This window comes from Providencia sp. PROV175 (assembly GCF_032707045.1).
Taxonomy (GTDB): Bacteria; Pseudomonadota; Gammaproteobacteria; order Enterobacterales; family Enterobacteriaceae; genus Providencia; species Providencia hangzhouensis.
On the sequence record NZ_CP120533.1, the window covers coordinates 1414303 to 1432787 of the forward strand.

An 18485-nucleotide genomic window follows, 5' to 3' on the forward strand; every position below is an offset into this window, starting at 1 on the left:
TAGCCGCGATGAATAACTCATCGCGGTTTTTGTTTATGCGGCGTGCTGCTGAATATCGGTTAAAATAGCTTCCGCTTGTGTCCACAGTAGGGAGCCTCCCTCATGACTTAACAAATGATGTCGGCAATTGGGAAAACGGCTGGCTAATATTTTGCCAAAATCAGGGGAATGAACAGTGCTCATATCGAGTTCGCCATACCATAAAGAGACAGGCACGCGGGTCGTTTCAGGGGTGAATTCCCAGTTCTGTAATGCAATCAATAAGTCTTGAACATAACCTTGGTTGCCTTGAGCGAAAGCACGTCGCATGCAATGGCTATATGCTTCAAGGAAATGTTCTTCATTGTAGAGTTGTTGGTCGATTTCTGCGCTGCAATTAAGAATAAATGCCAACAGCCACTCGCCGGTGACATTTTTTAATAGCCAATCTGACAGCGTTTCAGGGCTGTTAAGGGCTTGCTCTTGCATGTTCACGATATCAGCACTGAGTATTGCGCGAGTTGCAGGGTATTCAAATTGGTCTTGCCCTGACACGATAGACAGTGAAATAGGTTGGCAATAGTGAGCGATAGCCATGGCAAAAACAGCACCTTGAGAAAAACCGACGACAGAATATTGAGTAATAGATTGCTCATCTAACAGCGCTTGAACATCCAGAGCAAAATTTTTTAATGATTTTTCAGGGTGAAATGTTGAGTCACCAAGCCCCGCACGTTCAGGAACAATCAAACGAATGTTTAGTCGTTCGAGTAAATCCAAACCAAATCCTAATGAACCACTCATGCCCGCACCGGTACAAAAAATAACAGGGAAGCCTGTTTTAGGACCTGATTCAAACCAGCAAAATTGTCGGCTATCAGGTAATTGCATCGTGTGTTGATGTGGGTTAGTCAGTGGTGCGTTATACATGGTGAATTCCTAACACAAAGCAGGTACAGATGGGGTGATAAGATAGGTCAGTTAATAATTATTAAAACTGGCATTGTTATAATTGTAATTTTAAAGTATTAAATAGGTAAAATGCAAAATATTAGCTTAATAAATATAAATTCATTCACAAGAGAATCGTCAAATGGCATTTTCCGAATCAGAAAAAGAGATTTTATTGGCCGTCAAGGGTGTCGGGCCCACGGTAATTAGCCGCTTGGAACAAATGGGTTTTAGCTCACTCGCACAATTGAGTGAAGCCTCCTATGATGAAATTTTGAGCTCTGGTGCCGCATTAACAGGCTCAAGTTGCTGGAAAAATAGCCCACAAGCAAAAAAAGCGGTAGAGGGGGCTATTTTAGCAGCTAAACAAGCGGTTAGATTGCCATCTTAATCGGTTTGGTTTCTGGTTTTCCATTTTTTGCTGCGCAAGATATTGAGAACTTGCACTGCCATAGAAAAAAACATAGCAAAATAAATGTAGCCTTTAGAAACATGGACTTGAACACTTTCAAGCAGCAATGTGAAGCCAACTAAAATCAAAAATGATAAGGCCAAGATTTTGACGGAAGGGTAGCGCTCAACAAAGTCGCCAATGGGTTTGGCCGCAAGCATCATAATGAGTACAGCGATGACTACCGCTGCCATCATGATAAATAAGTGGTCTGATAGCCCCACTGCGGTGATCACGGAATCTAAACTGAAGATAATGTCTAATAAAGCAATTTGCACGATAGCGCCCCAAAATGAACTGACTTTTTTATTTGCTAGATTATTTTCACTTTCCCCTTCAATCGTATCAAAAATTTCTTGGCTTGCTTTCCAAATAAGGAAGATCCCACCTGCGCATAATATGAGATCGCGAGCGGATACAACATGGTCTGCGACAGTGAAAAGCGGCGTGGTAAGGCGTGATAACCAAGCAATCGAAGCCAATAACGCAAGGCGCATCACCATTGCCGCAATAAGGCCTGTCCGTCTGGCACTATTTTGCTGGTGGCTTGGAAGCTTGCTCACCACAATACTGAGGAAAATAATATTATCGATGCCTAGGACAATTTCTAATATGGTTAGTGTGGCGAGTGCCATCCAAGCATTGGGGTCCAGTATCCATTCAAACATCTTAGTACCTTCTAATTAACAAATTAAACAGTGATAATAATTTATCGTCTGCTTTGGTACAGGCGATGGTTAGCGACTAACTTAGATTAAAATGCCGCGCTAACAGGGGCGCGGTAAAATCTTTTTTGAGATAAAAACCACGAGGTAGCGTCATAATCGGTTGACCGAACTCACCAATCGCTTCAGTTAGTGCCTTATTGTTTGCGGCCTTAGGGCGGATCTGTAATACCTGCCCATGGCGTGCAGTGATACTTTCCACTTTGCCTAATACAATGAGGTCCATTAGCTCTTCCCAATCTTGTCTTAGTAACTGTTCTTCAAAGGGAGATGGGCTCCAGATTAACGGGTTTGCGACTCTGCGTTGTGAGAGTGGAATTTGCCTTTCCCCTTCGATAGGAAACCATAAAATGCGGGATAGTTTGCGGCGAACATGGCTATTTTCCCATGTTAAGCCACTATTCCCCGTTAATGGCGCTACAGAAACAAAGGTCGTTTCGAGTGGAGCACCATAACGGTCAATAGGAATGGTTTTTAATTCAATCCCAATATGAGCGAAATCTTGCTCTGCCTTGCTTCCCGCACTCGCACCTAAATAATATTCCAATAGCATACCAACCCAGCCTTTATCTCGTTTGAGGTCAGGAGGGATAGGGATAGCAGCATGTTGGGCGAGCTCACCAAGCGTATAGCCAGCAAGGGCTTGCGCTCGACCCATTAAGGTTGCTTCGTTATCAGGTGGCGGTGGCGCAATAAATGGCATCATGGTTTGAATATTAATGTATAAAAAGTAGCCAGTGAAAATACATAGAACTGAAGAAGTATAACACTTTTTCTTTGATGTTTTTAACTATTTGATATATAGGGATATAATGTTATTTATTCATCCAGGTCATAAATTATAACAGAGGTTATTCAAGTTCATCCCAAGATAATCACAGGATCATGCACTAGGTTATCCACAGGATTTCTGGATAACTGTGAAAAATAGAGATTACTGTGTGTATTTACAGCCTTGACTAAACGGTTTTTATGACGAATATCACAAAATATGAGTAAGTTGAGCACATATCTTGTGGATAAATACAACGTTGTTTGATCTTTGCTCAGTTAAAGTCTTAAGTATTTTAGCTAGAAAAATAGCCAGTGGATAAAACGCTTTTTTGTTATTTACTTCTTTGATTTATCAATGATTATTTGACTATTCTTTTTTTTGATAAAAAAGTGGCTTGGGGATATACCCTGATTACCATGAGGTTGTTCACATGGATATCCACAGAAAAAGTGAATAACATCCTTATTATTCATTTTGTCTGTTTATAACTATCATTATTTTGCTAGGTTATCCTCAGAGGGTTTAAACCATGCAGATTTAAAATCAAACCAGCCAAAGGTATTCATCCGTACGCCGCGCATGGTTTTTTGGCCTTGTAGTTCAAGCCAATGATGAAAAATAGGGTGGAAAATTTGCGAGTCAATTAAGCTTTCACACCAGGCTTCTACATCTAATTGGTTATTACGCCATAGATTAAGTTCATCGCGGAGAGTGTTATTAAGGCATTCGCGCAGTAATGGCATTTCGTACAAGGTAGCAAAGATAGAAAATTCAAGAGGTTTAAAAAAGTTAGCTGTTGCTAACCAAATATCACTTTGCCCATTGCCATTAAACCAATCATCATAATCAATGATATTAATCTTGAGCTCCACGCCTTGTGTCTGTAACACGCGTTTCATAATTTGGCTAATCGCATAGAACTCATGGTGGTTGCGATAAAAAGTAACAGTCAGCTCAGTCAAATCTTCAGGCTTAGGGAACAAGGTTAGCATTTTACTATGATGCCAATGGAGTAATAAGCCATAAGCTGGCGCCCAATGGCGCTGATAAAACGGTTCACAATGGGCAAGTAGGTTGACAGGTGTTAAAAAGCTACATAACCATTTACGGACATCTTCACGCTGAGCAACCGGTGAGCGCTGATCCATTAAGAGGAAATAGCAGCCTTCTTCCATGCGGCTTTCAAGTGAATCATTATGGTGCTTGTCACCATCCATTTTTAATGTCGTACAAACCATTTGTTCTGAAAGTTCAGGAACCACCCAAATGGTCACTTCATCTAGCAGTGCACGATAGCCAAAATAGCGGTCGAAAGCCGTGATAGTCAGCTTTTGTGGCAAGTTTTTTTCTACTTGATAGGGACCAGTGCCGATAGGGCAACGGCTAAAGTTTTCGAGGCTCTCCCACTCTTTCGGTAAAATAGCCGCATGATGACTGCCTAATAACCAAGGTAGCTGTTTATCAGGCTCACTTAACGTGATATCAATCACATAAGGTTGCGGTGAGCTGACGGATTGTATATGTGAAAATAGCGGCCAACAGGTTTTTAAGCGTAAAAGGGAATAGATAATATCGTCGGCAACCATTTCTCTCCCATGGTGGAAATAAATAGCAGGGCGTAAATAGAAACGCCATTGGGTATCACTTATGGGTTGCCAATGGTGGGCAAGGCCATCTTCCACTTCCCCTTTTTCCTCATTTATATGGGTAAGACCATTAAAAATTTGGCTCATCAAGTGAATTTCTGAGCGGCGCATGGGGGCGCCAGGAAGAAGTGTCGGGAAATCTCGATAATAAATAATCCGTAATAAATTCTTACCTTGTCGATAGCTGCGTTCCAGTTCAGACAATACCATTTGGCGAATGGTTTCCTTATCACCCACTAGGGCGACAAGTTTTTCAATACTTTCTTCTTTGAGTAGTTGTTCAGCCTGTGCCTGTTGTAGCTCTAAGCCATTAACATGAAAAATAAGGGCCGAGCGTTTTCCTCGACCAGACTCAGCCTGCCAACTGAGCCAACCTTGTGACTGCATATTATTAAGTAGCGTCCGAACATGACGGCGAGAGCAAAACAGCGTATCAGCGATATCTTGCAGAGTTGTTTCACTGTCTTGGCCCTGAAAGTGTTGCCAGAGACGAATGAACTGGGTTTGTAATCGCGAATTAGACATAAAAGAGGAACTCCGGCAAAAAATACATCAATTTTAATTTCCTAAAATCTCACGATAATAGAAGGCAGTAAGTAGCTCGTTTGGTTTGCATGTTGCAGGCCGACTCCCCCATTTAGAGTAATGGTGTTTATCACCGAGCCGGTTTTTACCGGCTTTTTTTTATTTTTTCGTCATATTTCGCACCGTCGCGTTGTTGGTTTCGTTCAGCTACTTGGGTCACATACTTATGTATGCTCCCCAAGATATCTTCTCTCACCGCCTAGCTACAGTGCGAACTATTTAGAAAAAATCGTTCAGTTAAAGGCAAAAATCTTATTTTGTTATTAATTATACAGGAAGATATTAACGGGGAAGTGATTTTGGATTGTAAACTTTTAATGATGGATGAATTCCGCATTTTTGGTGCGAAGTAGGCGGTTTAGTTGGATAATTAGAGCTAAAAGAGGAACTACGCCCACCAAAGTAGGCGTAGAAAAGGATTTACTGCATAAAGGATGGAATCTTGCTTTCAAAATCGGTGATCTGGTCGACATGCTGCAACGTCAAACCAATACTATCCAAGCCATTCATCATGCAGTGGCGGCGGAAGCTATCAATTTCAAAATGATAGGTTTTATCACCAGCAGTCACGGTTTGAGCTTCTAAGTCTACCGTAAACTGGCAACCTTCATGGCTATTAACATAGTTAAACAGCTCATCCACTTCAGTTTCACTTAATTTGATTGGTAATAATTGGTTGTTGAACGAGTTACCATAAAAAATATCAGCAAAGCTTGGGGCGATAACCACTTGAATACCAAAGTCAGTTAATGCCCAAGGTGCGTGCTCACGGGATGAACCGCAACCAAAGTTTTCGCGAGCTAATAAAATACTGGCCCCTTTAAAAACTGGCTTATTTAAGACGAAATCAGGGTTAGGTTGTTGCCCGTTCTCATCTAAAAAGCGCCAGTCATTAAACAAGTGTTGCCCAAAACCTGTGCGAGTCACTTTTTGCAAAAACTGTTTAGGGATAATGGCATCAGTATCCACATTAGCTGCATCTAAAGGAGCGACAATCCCGACGTGTGTAATAAACTTTTCCATCATTTTCTCCTTAGATTTGAATATCACGTACATCAGCAAAATGGCCATTAATCGCTGCGGCAGCTGCCATTGCTGGGCTAACCAAGTGAGTACGACCTGCGCGACCTTGGCGGCCTTCAAAGTTACGGTTACTGGTTGATGCACAGCGTTCGCCAGGGTTTAAGCGGTCATTATTCATCGCTAAACACATAGAGCAACCCGGTAAACGCCATTCAAAACCCGCTTCAATGAAAATTTTATCTAAACCTTCTTGCTCAGCTTGGGCCTTAACAGGGCCAGATCCCGGAACAACAATAGCTTGTACGCCATTAGCCACTTTTTTACCTTTTGCAATTGCAGCAGCGGCACGTAAATCTTCAATACGTGAATTCGTACATGAACCAATAAATACTTTGTCAATTTTGACATCAGATAATTTAATGCCAGACTCTAACCCCATGTAAGCTAATGCTTTTTCAGCGGAAGCTCGTTCAACAGGGTCTGTAAATGACTCAGGAGCAGGGATCGGCTGGTTGATGGCAATCACCTGCCCAGGGTTGGTTCCCCAAGTGACTTGTGGCGCGATGCTACTTGCTTGAATAGTGATGACTTTATCAAATTGTGCATCATCATCCGTTTTTAATGTTTTCCAATAAGCAACCGCATCGTCCCATTGTTGGCCTTTAGGTGCAAATTGGCGACCTTTCATATAGGCAAAAGTGGTTTCATCCGGTGCGATAATTCCCGCTTTCGCGCCTAATTCAATTGCCATGTTGCATACCGTCATGCGGCCTTCCATGCTTAAGTTTTCGATAGCTTCACCACAAAACTCAACAATATAGCCAGTACCGCCTGCGCTGCCCGTTGTACCGATAATCGCTAAAACGATATCTTTTGCGGTAATACCTGCTGGAGCTTTGCCTACGACTTCAATTTTCATTGTTTTAGCGCGTGCTTGTTTCAGCGTTTGAGTCGCCATCACGTGCTCAACCTCAGATGTTCCGATACCAAAGGCTAATGAGCCAAATGCACCGTGTGTTGCGGTGTGGGAGTCTCCACATACAATGGTCATACCGGGTAAAGTAATACCTTGCTCAGGCCCCATCACATGGACAATACCTTGGTATGGGTGATTCAAATCATATAAAGTTACGCCAAAATCTTTACAGTTTTTCATCAACTCTTGCATTTGAATACGAGCCATATCGCCACACGCATTAATATCTTTGGTTTGCGTTGATACGTTGTGATCCATTGTGGCAAAAGTTTTACTTGGTTGATGTAAAGGACGTTTCTTAGTTCTCAAACCATCAAACGCTTGAGGTGATGTCACTTCATGTACCAAATGGCGATCGATATAAATCAAAGGGATTTCATTTTCGACCTCACGGACAACGTGGGCATCATACAATTTTTGATATAAAGTCTTGGCCATGTTAAACCCCTTCTGCAATATAACGAGCAATAATATCGCCCATTTCACTGGTACTTATTGACTGACCTGCACCTGCTAAGTCGGATGTTCTATAACCTTCTTCTAAGGCCTTATTGACCGCACGCTCGATTGCATCTGCTGCATCGGCTTGGTCTAAGCTAAATCTTAGCAACATGGAAGCAGATAAAATTTGTGCAATTGGGTTGGCAATATTTTTTCCAGCAATATCTGGAGCAGAGCCTCCCGCAGGTTCATACAAACCAAATCCAACTTCATTTAAGCTCGCAGAAGGTAACATGCCCATGGAACCGGTGATCATCGCACATTCATCAGAAATGATATCGCCGAACAAGTTAGAACATAACACCACATCAAACTGAGATGGGGCTTTGATCATTTGCATGGCTGCGTTATCGATATACATATGGCTGACTTCAACATCTGGATATTCTTTTGCGATTTGATTAACCACTTCACGCCATAAGACCGAGCTTTGTAACACGTTTGCTTTGTCGATTGATGTGACTTTGTTATTACGTTTGCGGGCTGATTCAAAAGCAATACGTGCGATACGCTCGATTTCATAGCGGTGATAAACTTCAGTATCAAATGCATATTCTTCTTGGTCTTCACCTTTGCGGCCTTTTGGTTGACCGAAGTAAATCCCACCTGTTAATTCACGCACACAAAGAATATCAAAACCTTGAGCTGCGATGTCTGCACGTAATGGGCAGAATGCTTCTAATGCTTGATATAAGCGAGCAGGGCGTAAATTACTGAATAATTTAAAATGCTTACGTAAAGGCAATAATGCACCGCGTTCAGGCTGGCTATCGGGTGGCAAGTGTTCCCATTTCGGCCCACCGACAGAACCAAATAAGACAGCGTCAGCTTCCTCACAACCTTTTACTGTGGCCTGTGGTAATGGCTCACCGTGCTTGTCGATTGCCGCACCGCCAACATCATATTCAGTGGTGTTGATTGTTATTGCAAAACGTTTGCTGATAGCAGCTAAAACCTTGTGAGCTTGCGCCATCACTTCTGGACCGATGCCATCTCCCGGTAATACGGCAATTTTATAACTAGACATTGTTAAACAGCTTCCTTTGTGTTTGATTGTGATTCTTGATTTATTTTTTGTTTTTCTTTTTCAACTTGCTCTGAGCGCCAAATGCTATTCAAGACATGCACCATGGCTTTCGCTGAAGATTCAACGATATCTGTCGCTAACCCCATCCCGTGGAACTTACGGTTATGGCATTCAACCACGATATCCACTTGGCCTAATGCATTTTCACCGTGGCCTTTAGCTGACAACTGATAAGAGACTAACTTCATAGGGAATTGTGTAATGTTGCTGATAGCTTGGTAAATCGCATCAACGGGGCCATTACCGGTTGCAGCTTCAGATTTCACTTCATCACCACACTGCATTTTGACTGTTGCTGTCGCAACAATACTAGAGCCTGATTGCGTACTGAAATAGTCCATTACGAAGTGGTCAGTTTCATCTTGTTGTTTAGTAAAGAAAGCCAAGGCTTCTAAGTCATAGTCAAACACTTGACCTTTTTTATCGGCTAAATTCAAAAATGCAGTATATAATTCATCCAATTTGAAGTCTTTACCTTCGTGATACCCCATTTCCTCCATACGGTGCTTAACAGCGGCGCGGCCTGAGCGTGAGGTTAAATTCAGTTGTTGTTCTTTTAAGCCAATGGACTCAGGCGTCATGATTTCATAGGTTTCGCGGTTTTTCAGTACGCCATCTTGGTGAATTCCTGATGAGTGAGCAAATGCATTGCTGCCGACAACCGCTTTATTCGCTGGAATTGGTGTATTACATAATTGGCTAACTAATTGGCTGGTCCGGTAAATTTCTTTGTGATTAATATTGGTATGCACATTTAACATTTGCTCGCGCAATTTAATTGCCATAATCACTTCTTCTAATGCCGTGTTGCCAGCGCGTTCACCTAAGCCATTAATTGTCCCTTCTACTTGGCGGGCACCGGCTTGCACGGCACTGATTGAGTTAGCAACCGACATCCCTAAATCATCATGGCAATGAACAGAAATAACGGCTTTATCGATATTTGGCACACGGTTATACAAATCAGTGATAATTCCACCAAATTGGTAAGGCGTTGTATAACCTACAGTATCTGGGATATTAATGGTGGTGGCACCCGCATTTATAGCTGTTTCAACAATGCGGCACAAATTGTCAGGGTCAGTACGGCCGGCGTCTTCACAGGAGAATTCAACGTCGTCGGTATAGCGTCTAGCTCGCTTGATGGAATTGATTGCCATATCCATTACGCCATCAAAGGATTTATTTAATTTTTTCTCCATATGCAAGTTGGAGGTGGCTAAGAAAATATGAATACGAAAGGCTTCAGCGACCTTTAATGACTCGGCTGCAACATCAATATCATTTTCAATACAACGTGCTAATGCACAAATTCGGCTATTTTTGATTTCTCTGGCAATGGTTTGAACGGACTCGAAGTCACCTGGTGAAGAGACTGGGAAACCGGCTTCAATGATATCAACGCCTAAACGTTCTAACGCAAAGGCGATTTGTAATTTTTCTTTGACTGATAAACTAGCCTGTAATGCCTGCTCACCGTCGCGTAAGGTGGTATCAAAGATAATGACTTGGTTGCTCATATTGTGTTCCTCATATCGAATTTTGTTTTTACTGAGTGTTATGTTCTTCCAAAGCCGCAGGCATAAAAAAACCCGCGGTTGCGCGGGTTCTTAATGTTTGTGGACAGTTTGTTTCTATTTTTCGTCCATAAGCATACCGCGCAAATTTAATGCGAGTAGTAGTAGGCTTAGTAGGCGAATAGAAAATGTCATTGCAACCGTCTCTCTTGAGTATCTTAATTAAACTGTATTTATTGATACGTTATCTTAAAGTTAATGTCAATCATAGATTTTTAGCATATTTTTACCAATCATGAATTATGGCTTTTAGTTGGTGGTTGTTGCTATTTTTTTTGGTGTAACTCTTCTGTTTTGTCTGGATTTTTATGTAATTATAAGGGTAAAATTCTTCAATCAGGCATTGTCTAAGTATTGATTGGGTTTAATGTGTTGAATTTTATGGTGTTTTTCTATTTTTCTATGAGTTGAAGTTCAACGCAAGGAATGAATCACCTACACCAATGCTTTTTAATTAAGTTAATTATCTAATAAATGAGTATTTAAAAAATAATCTGATAATGAGGATATTTATTGATTCTAAATACGATTTATTATGATTTCTTGCAAAAATTGCTTTATTATTTTTACGGTGAGTGATTGCAAGTCTAATTAGTAGTTATTACTCATTGTTTTGATGAATATTTACGTTTTATGATGATATTTATACTGCAAGTTTAATTAATAGGTTAAGTAATATAAACGTCGTTTTAATAAATGCAGGGAAAGCGAAATAGCTTATTATCTATAAGTTGTTTTAAGAATAATATTTAATGAATTTATATATTCGTCGGTTTCTTTAGATGAATGACTCTTTTCGTTAATGAAAAATGATAAATATATTAGTGGAGTAAAAAATGACTGATTTTGATACAATTTCAACAGCTAAAAAAGATAGTAGCGATATTCATTTACGTAATGTTGATCTTAACCTATTAACGGTTTTTGACGTGGTTATGCAGATGCAAAATGTGACAAAAGCTGCGCAAGTTCTAGGGATGTCTCAGCCTGCAGTAAGTAATGCAGTTTCACGTTTAAAATCAATGTTTAATGACGAGTTATTTGTGCGATATGGGCGTGGTATTCAGCCGACATCGCGTGCTAAACAATTATTTGGGCCTATTAGGCAAGCATTACAATTAGTTCATAATGAATTACCTAGCGCAGGTTTTAACCCACAAAACAGTGATCGGGTATTTAATTTATCTATCTGTTCACCGTTAGATATTCGCCTAGCTGCTATTATTGTCGAAAAATTTAAGGTAGTTTCGCCTAATATTAATATAATCATTCATTCTTTTATGGGTGATAAAATTGCTCATCAATTAAAATACCAAGAAATGGATTTCTTCCTTGGCTATAATCAATTAGAAAAGACGGAATTTCAACATCAGGTTTTATTTGATGACGAATTGGTATTAGTGGTGGCAAATCATCATCCACGTATTGGTAATTCAATTTCTGAAACTGAACTAAATAATGAACGCCACGCTATTATGTCAATGGATAACATGGGGTCATTTAGTAAACCTTATTATAATAATACTGAGTTATCGCATACGGTTAGTTATCAAGGGACTGACTTAAATAGTGTATTGAGTATTGTTGCTCAAACTGATCTCGTGGCTATTGTGCCAAAATGGTTAGTTAATCATCACTTTGGGCAACTTAAATTACGTACGTTAACGTTACCTTGGCTTAAGGATACACTGCCTTGTTACTTAACTTGGCATGAATCAACGGTTAGGGATAAAGGCCATCAATGGATGAAGTCTCAATTCAATCAATTGATTGAGGAACTCTCTGAACAGCCTGTTGCGGCATAACACGCCTATTTAAAATATTAGAGGTTGTAGGCTATCTCGAACTGATGAGAAAGAAATAGCTCATTTTGTTAAGGGAAAATAACAAATGAAATTGTCCCTTAAGGCCAACAACCTCTATATTTCTGCAAACGTGCTTATAACAAAATATACATGCCAACAAGCTGATTAACTCATTATCGTAGGTGCTATGGTGAGTTTTGTAGCAGACATAACATTTGCAAAAAATTTACATATAAATGCTTTTCACGCATCTCTTTAGTCGATACACTGCGAATATTCAGCTAACACTTGTAAGCTGAAATAATAAGAATGGTTAAGTGCTTGTGAATGTGCCGAGTAGCTTATATCGATAATGACTTATAGGGAATAAACTTTGATTACTGAAAATCTATATCCATACCACTTGGTTAATCGCTTACGTAGCAGGGTTACTGCACAAGAATCAGCGAACCGGATAGCTTTCAGTCAATGGGATAACGGGCAACGTAGCTCATTAACGTGGGGGGAGGTTGGCGATCGCACTTCAGCAATTTCTCGACACCTCTTAGCATTAAACGTTATCGCACAAGAAAATATTGGGTTATTTGCCCACAACAGTATGAATTGGTCATTAGTGGATTTTGCCGCGTTACAAATTAGGGCGGTCACGGTGCCACTTTATGCGACTAGCAGTGTCGAGCAAGCTGCGTATATTATTAACGACGCAAATATTAAAGTGCTATTTGTTGGGGAAGAGGCGCAATATCAAGTTGCATGCCAGTTACCCGCTCTTTGCCCTCAATTAACCACGATTGTTGTGATGAATGACAATGTTAAGTTGGCTGATATTTCAATCAATACCATGCATTTATCCACGTTTATGGCGCAATCACAAACTGCATACCAAGCAGAACTGGATGAACGCATCGCTGCGCATAATCTCAGTGATTTATTTACCATCATCTATACATCAGGTACTACCGGAGAACCCAAAGGCGTTATGTTGGATTACTACAACATGGCTGCGCAGCTGTATCTCCATGACGAACGATTACAACTCACCGCTGATGATGTTTCTTTAAGTTTTTTACCACTTTCACATGTTTTTGAACGTGCGTGGAGCTTTTACGTTATGCACGTTGGAGCACTAAACGTTTATTTAACGGACACCAATCAGGTTCGTGAAGCATTAGCTGAGGTAAAACCGACAGTAATGTGTGCGGTTCCGCGTTTTTATGAAAAAGTTTATTCAGCAATACACAGTAAAGTGGCAAAAGCACCTTTAGTTCGTAGGGCACTATTTCGCTGTGCATTATCCCTTGGCAGAAGCCGAGTGAAAGCCTTAGCAAAAGGTCGCAAACCCTCTTTTATTAACCGCGCTATTTTCCCTATGGTCGACAAACTGGTCCTCAATAAAATTCGTGAAGGGTTAGGGGGGCGAATTCGGTTCATGCCAGCTGCAGGTGCCCGTCTTGATGACGATGTGATTGCATTTTTCCTTTCTGCAGGGGTAAACATTAAATACGGCTATGGTATGTCAGAAACCTGTGCCACGGTATCTTGCTGGGAAGAAGGGAAATACCCATTAGGCTCGATTGGTACACCACTATCTTCTGTTTCAGTGCGTATTGGTAAAGACGATGAAATACAAGTAAAAGGGCCGGTGGTTATGAAAGGCTATTACAACCGCCCGATTGAAACCTTAGATACATTTACAGCGGATGGCTGGTTAAAAACAGGTGATGCAGGGAAAATTGACGAACAAGGTAATTTATATATTACAGATAGACTAAAAGATTTAATGAAAACGTCTAATGGAAAATATATTGCACCGCAGATGATTGAAGGCGTATTAGGGCAAGACAAGTTTATTGAACACATCGCAGTCATTGCCGATGCTCGTAAGTTTGTTTCAGCGCTTATTGTGCCTTGCTATGACAGCTTAGAAGAATATGCCCATTCAATAAACCTGAAATATCGAGATCGTTTAGAACTCTTAAAAGACTCGAATATTGTGGCATTATTCGAAAGTCGCTTAAAAGATTTACAAAAGAATATCGAAAATTTCCATCAAGTTAAGCGTTTTACATTGCTACCAACCACATTTTCAATGGAAAAAGGTGAATTAACGCCGACTTTAAAGCTACGTCGTAAAATCATTTCTGAGCGCTATCAATTAGAAATTGAATTGATGTACAAAGAATAATTTACCATTTAATTATCTGGCTTACCTGTATTATGGGTAAGTCAGGTCTTGTTTTTGTTCTGTTTTTATTTATTCATTCAAATAATAGCTCAATATTAAAAATTGTAACGGTTCCAACTAATTAAAGTTGCACTGTTTTTTCATTCATGCCAGTCATTTTTCCTTCTATTATTTTCATACGCAGTCAATTTATCTATCAAATTCCCATGTTCAAGATGATGTGAAAGTTTCGTGATCCTTGCACTGAAATGGTGTTTGCTTCGTTTCAGCCGGAGAGATATGTTAATAGTACGAATTTCACTATTTAAATGATAAAAATAAAGAGGTAGAGCATACCTCTTCACTTGCAAATAATGTCTGGGGGCAAACTCATGGAGATGTTGTCGGGAGCGGAAATGGTCGTCAAATCGTTGATTGACCAAGGAGTAAAGCACGTGTTTGGTTATCCAGGCGGTGCCGTATTGGATATTTATGATGCACTTCATACTGTTGGCGGGGTAGAACACATATTAGTGCGTCATGAACAGGCTGCGGTGCATATGGCTGATGGTTATGCACGTTCAACAGGAGATGTTGGGGTCGTGTTAGTTACATCGGGGCCAGGGGCAACGAATGCGATTACGGGTATTGCGACAGCTTATATGGATTCAGTACCGATGGTGGTGTTATCGGGGCAGGTTGCCAGTTCGCTAATTGGTAATGATGCGTTTCAGGAATGCGACATGGTTGGGATTTCAAGGCCAATAGTAAAGCACAGTTTTTTAATTAAAAGCGCAGAAGAAATTCCTGAAACCATCAAGAAAGCTTTTTATATTGCGGCAAGTGGGCGTCCTGGGCCTGTAGTCATTGATTTCCCTAAAGACACCGTTAACCCAGCCTTGAAGTTTGCTTATCGTTATCCAGAAAATGTTTCTTTGCGTTCTTATAACCCAACGTTGCAAGGCCACAAAGGTCAAATCAAAAAGGCGTTAACTAAATTGGTTTCGGCAAAAAAACCGGTTTTTTATATTGGCGGGGGAGCGATTAACGCGAATTGCTCTGCTGAACTTATTGAGTTGGCAGAAAAACTACAATTACCAGTAGTATCAACCTTAATGGGGTTAGGAGCTTTCCCAGAAACTCACAAGCAGTCTGTCGGGATGCTTGGAATGCATGGAACCTATGAAGCTAATAAGGTTATGCATAACTCAGATGTGATTTTTGCTGTTGGTGTTCGTTTTGATGATAGAACAACGAACAACTTAGAAAAATACTGCCCAAATGCGACTGTTATCCAAATTGATGTTGATCCAACGTCTATCTCAAAAACGGTTAATGCGGACATCCCAATCGTGGGTGATGCGAAACTTACATTAAAGCAAATGTTAGGTCAGTTAGACCAGGCTTCAGCAAAACAAGATAACCAAGCGCTCACTGCATGGTGGAAAGAAATTGAACAGTGGCGTAGTAAACAATGTTTACGTTATGAAACCAGCCCAACAAAAGTTAAGCCACAACAAGCTATTGAAATGATTTACCGTTTAACGAAAGGTGAAGCGTATGTGACATCTGACGTCGGGCAGCACCAAATGTTTGCCGCATTATATTATCCCTTTGATAAACCTCGTCATTGGATAAATTCTGGAGGTCTTGGCACGATGGGCTTTGGTTTACCTGCTGCATTAGGGGTGAAATTAGCGCATCCAAAATCGACAGTTGTTTGTGTGACCGGAGACGGCAGTATCCAAATGAACATTCAGGAGCTTTCAACAGCCCTGCAATATGGTTTACCGGTTTTAGTACTCAACTTAAACAATGGTTTTTTAGGTATGGTAAAACAGTGGCAAGATATGATTTATCAAGGCCGCCATTCGCAATCCTACATGCAATCATTGCCTGATTTCATCAAGTTAGCGCAAGCTTATGGCCACGTTGGTATTTCGATAACAACACCTGATGAGCTGGAAGAAAAACTAAAACAAGCCCTTGTTGAAGTAAATGAAAATCAGCGATTAGTCTTCGTTGACGTAAATATTGATGAAACTGAGCACGTTTATCCAATGCAGATCCGTGGCGGCGCAATGGATGAAATGTGGTTGAGCAAAACAGAGAGGACCTGATCATGCGTCGTATTTTATCCGTTTTATTAGAAAATGAATCAGGTGCTTTGTCCCGTGTCATAGGTCTGTTCTCTCAGCGTGGTTATAATATTGAAAGTTTGACCGTGGCGCCAACGGACGATCCAACATTGTCACGTATGACTATCCAAACTAAAGGGGATGCAAAAGTTCTTGAGCAAATTGAGAAACAATTGCATAAATTGGTTGATGTGCTGCGTGTCAGTGAGCTGACGGCGTCAGCACATATTGAACGTGAAATCATGTTAGTGAAGCTACAGGCCTCTGGATATGGGCGTGATGAAGTGAAGCGCTGTGCGGATATTTTCCGTGGACAAATTGTTGATGTAACTCCAACGCTTTATACCGTTCAGCTAGCGGGAACAAGCGAAAAACTGGATGCTTTTATCGAATCAGTGCGTGGTGTTGCTGAAATTGTTGAAGTTGTACGCTCAGGGATCGTCGGAGTTTCACGCGGTGATAAAATTATGCGATGAAAAATTTATCTTCCGAAGGTAGAATAATCGCGTTTAAGGCCCCGAATGATTCGAGGCTATTCCCAAAATTGTAAAGAGGTTAACGTGAAACTGGATGAGATAGCCCGTCTAGCGGGTGTTTCCCGCACAACGGCTAGTTATGTGATCAACGGCAAGGCCAAGCAGTATCGAGTCAGCGATAAAACTGTAGAAAAAGTGATGGCAGTCGTCAGAGAGCACAATTACCATCCAAATGCAGTTGCTGCGGGGCTACGAGCAGGGCGTACCCGTTCTATAGGGTTAGTGATCCCAGACTTGGAAAATACCAGCTATACCCGTATAGCAAATTACCTTGAAAGGCAGGCGCGTCAACGTGGTTATCAACTACTAATAGCATGCTCAGAAGACCAACCTGACAATGAAATTCGTTGTGTTGAGCACCTTTTGCAACGACAAGTTGACGCCATTATTGTTTCGACAGCTTTACCGCCGGAACACCCGTTTTATCAGCGTTGGGCGAACCGTTCTTTACCGATTATCGCACTTGATAGAGCCCTTGAAAAAGAGCATTTTATTAGTGTCGTTGGTGATGACCAAGAAGATGCTTTCATGATTTCAGCAGAACTACGCAAGTTTAATGCTGAATCCGTATTGTATTTGGGGGCGTTACCTGAACTGTCTGTCAGCTATTTACGCGAGCAAGGTTTCCGTAAAGCATGGCATGAAGACCCGCGCAAGATTGATTATCTGTATGCAAATAGCTATGAACGCGATTCAGCAGCAGAGGTTTTTGCACATTGGCTTGATAGCGGTAACGAGATGCCTGACGCGTTATTTACAACATCATTTTCCTTACTACAAGGTGTATTAGATGTTGCGTTGAAACGTAGTGGTCGTTTACCTGAACACATGGTCATTGCCACATTTGGTGATAATGAGTTATTAGATTTTCTCGAGTGCCCAGTGCTTTCCCTTGCACAACGCCATAGGGATATCGCTGAACGTATTTTAGAATTAGTACTTGCCAGCCTTGATGAAAAGCAAAAACCAGAACCTGGTATTACTCGTATTCGCCGTGATTTATGCCGTCGTGGAAGTTTAGGTCGTAAGCAGTAGTAAATAAGCAGTAGTAAAATAGACTTAACTTTAATCGAACAGTGAATATTTACACGATAATGAGTGATGTTGGTCACAATAATGAGTAATATAACGGCCCCTATCTTGTAGGGGCTTTTTTTTTATAAGCTAAAAGTAGGTAAATATTTAACTTTAGGATTTATCTTAAGATATTTATTGCTGATTTTAAAATGAAAGCTAAATCGGATGATTAAATTAATATAAATTTATTGTAGATGTATTACTGATTTGTGCGATAAATATTTAAAATTAAATACTGTTTATTAAAACAGTTATTTATTGTGTTGATATTTAATGGTTTTATTTTTCTTTCGGGGTATTTTTACCATTGTTAGATATTAATGATTATTTGGGGACTCAATAAAAGTAAATAACCGGTACAAGATATACTGATTAAAAATGAGACTTAAGTTGAATTTATAATGATTTGTATGATTTTGCAGCAATCTAGAGTGATCTCGCTTATTTAAGTTGCACTTTATAAAATATATTAATTATATCAACTTGTTA

The 18485-nt window shown here is 40.5% G+C and carries 14 protein-coding genes; 6 read left to right on the forward strand and 8 right to left on the reverse strand.

Features of this window, described 5'->3' with window-relative positions:
* Nucleotides 1-33: 33 nt before the first annotated feature.
* On the reverse strand, nt 34-909 hold the full coding sequence (locus P3L44_RS06070) for an alpha/beta fold hydrolase (RefSeq protein WP_140171055.1): 876 nt from the start codon (nt 907-909) through the stop codon (nt 34-36).
* Between the two features lie 163 nt (nt 910-1072).
* Here P3L44_RS06070 and P3L44_RS06075 point away from each other — a divergent pair, with 163 nt between their 5' ends.
* Entirely contained in the window at nt 1073-1321 is a 249-nt protein-coding gene (locus tag P3L44_RS06075; RefSeq protein WP_140171053.1) for a helix-hairpin-helix domain-containing protein, read from the forward strand.
* Here the strand turns inward: P3L44_RS06075 and P3L44_RS06080 are convergent.
* The 7 genes from P3L44_RS06080 to leuA form a co-directional block, all read right to left on the reverse strand.
* Nucleotides 1318-2049 (reverse strand): TerC family protein, encoded by a 732-nt coding sequence (locus P3L44_RS06080; protein WP_140171052.1) that lies wholly within the window; start codon nt 2047-2049, stop codon nt 1318-1320. The two genes, P3L44_RS06075 and P3L44_RS06080, sit on opposite strands and share 4 nt — an antisense overlap.
* Nucleotides 2050-2125: 76 nt before the next feature.
* Nucleotides 2126-2809 carry a DNA mismatch repair endonuclease MutH gene (gene mutH, locus P3L44_RS06085; RefSeq protein ID WP_036958529.1) on the reverse strand — a complete coding sequence of 228 codons (684 nt, stop codon included), beginning with the start codon at nt 2807-2809 and terminating at the stop codon, nt 2126-2128.
* A 566-nt stretch (nt 2810-3375) separates the two neighbouring features.
* The gene (gene sgrR / locus P3L44_RS06090) at nt 3376-5052 is read right to left on the reverse strand and encodes an HTH-type transcriptional regulator SgrR (RefSeq protein ID WP_153673180.1); all 1677 of its coding nucleotides are present in this window, start codon (nt 5050-5052) and stop codon (nt 3376-3378) included.
* A gap of 480 nt (nt 5053-5532) precedes the next feature.
* Nucleotides 5533-6138, reverse strand: coding sequence for a 3-isopropylmalate dehydratase small subunit (leuD, locus tag P3L44_RS06095; RefSeq protein WP_094961358.1), 606 nt, complete (start codon nt 6136-6138; stop codon nt 5533-5535).
* 7 nt (nt 6139-6145) lie between these two features.
* Nucleotides 6146-7549: a 3-isopropylmalate dehydratase large subunit gene (leuC, locus tag P3L44_RS06100; RefSeq protein ID WP_094961359.1), complete on the reverse strand. Its 1404-nt coding sequence runs from the start codon at nt 7547-7549 to the stop codon at nt 6146-6148.
* A 1-nt stretch (nt 7550) separates the two neighbouring features.
* Nucleotides 7551-8639 carry a 3-isopropylmalate dehydrogenase gene (leuB, locus tag P3L44_RS06105; protein ID WP_140171046.1) on the reverse strand — a complete coding sequence of 363 codons (1089 nt, stop codon included), beginning with the start codon at nt 8637-8639 and terminating at the stop codon, nt 7551-7553.
* Nucleotides 8640-8641: 2 nt separating this feature from the next.
* A complete protein-coding gene (gene leuA / locus P3L44_RS06110; RefSeq protein WP_004262054.1) occupies nt 8642-10219 on the reverse strand; it encodes a 2-isopropylmalate synthase in 1578 nt (525 codons plus the stop codon).
* An 893-nt stretch (nt 10220-11112) separates the two neighbouring features.
* Here leuA and leuO point away from each other — a divergent pair.
* From leuO to cra, 5 genes are all read left to right on the forward strand, one after another.
* Nucleotides 11113-12081, forward strand: coding sequence for a transcriptional regulator LeuO (gene leuO / locus P3L44_RS06115; RefSeq protein WP_140171045.1), 969 nt, complete (start codon nt 11113-11115; stop codon nt 12079-12081).
* A gap of 373 nt (nt 12082-12454) precedes the next feature.
* Complete coding sequence (locus P3L44_RS06120) at nt 12455-14266, forward strand: AMP-dependent synthetase/ligase (RefSeq protein WP_272662100.1); 1812 nt, start codon at nt 12455-12457, stop codon at nt 14264-14266.
* Between the two features lie 371 nt (nt 14267-14637).
* Nucleotides 14638-16365, forward strand: coding sequence for an acetolactate synthase 3 large subunit (gene ilvI / locus P3L44_RS06125; RefSeq protein WP_036958468.1), 1728 nt, complete (start codon nt 14638-14640; stop codon nt 16363-16365).
* A gap of 2 nt (nt 16366-16367) precedes the next feature.
* Nucleotides 16368-16859 (forward strand): acetolactate synthase small subunit, encoded by a 492-nt coding sequence (gene ilvN / locus P3L44_RS06130; RefSeq protein WP_004262045.1) that lies wholly within the window; start codon nt 16368-16370, stop codon nt 16857-16859.
* Between the two features lie 84 nt (nt 16860-16943).
* Complete coding sequence (gene cra, locus P3L44_RS06135) at nt 16944-17954, forward strand: catabolite repressor/activator (protein ID WP_094961381.1); 1011 nt, start codon at nt 16944-16946, stop codon at nt 17952-17954.
* The last annotated feature ends 531 nt before the right edge of the window (nt 17955-18485 follow it).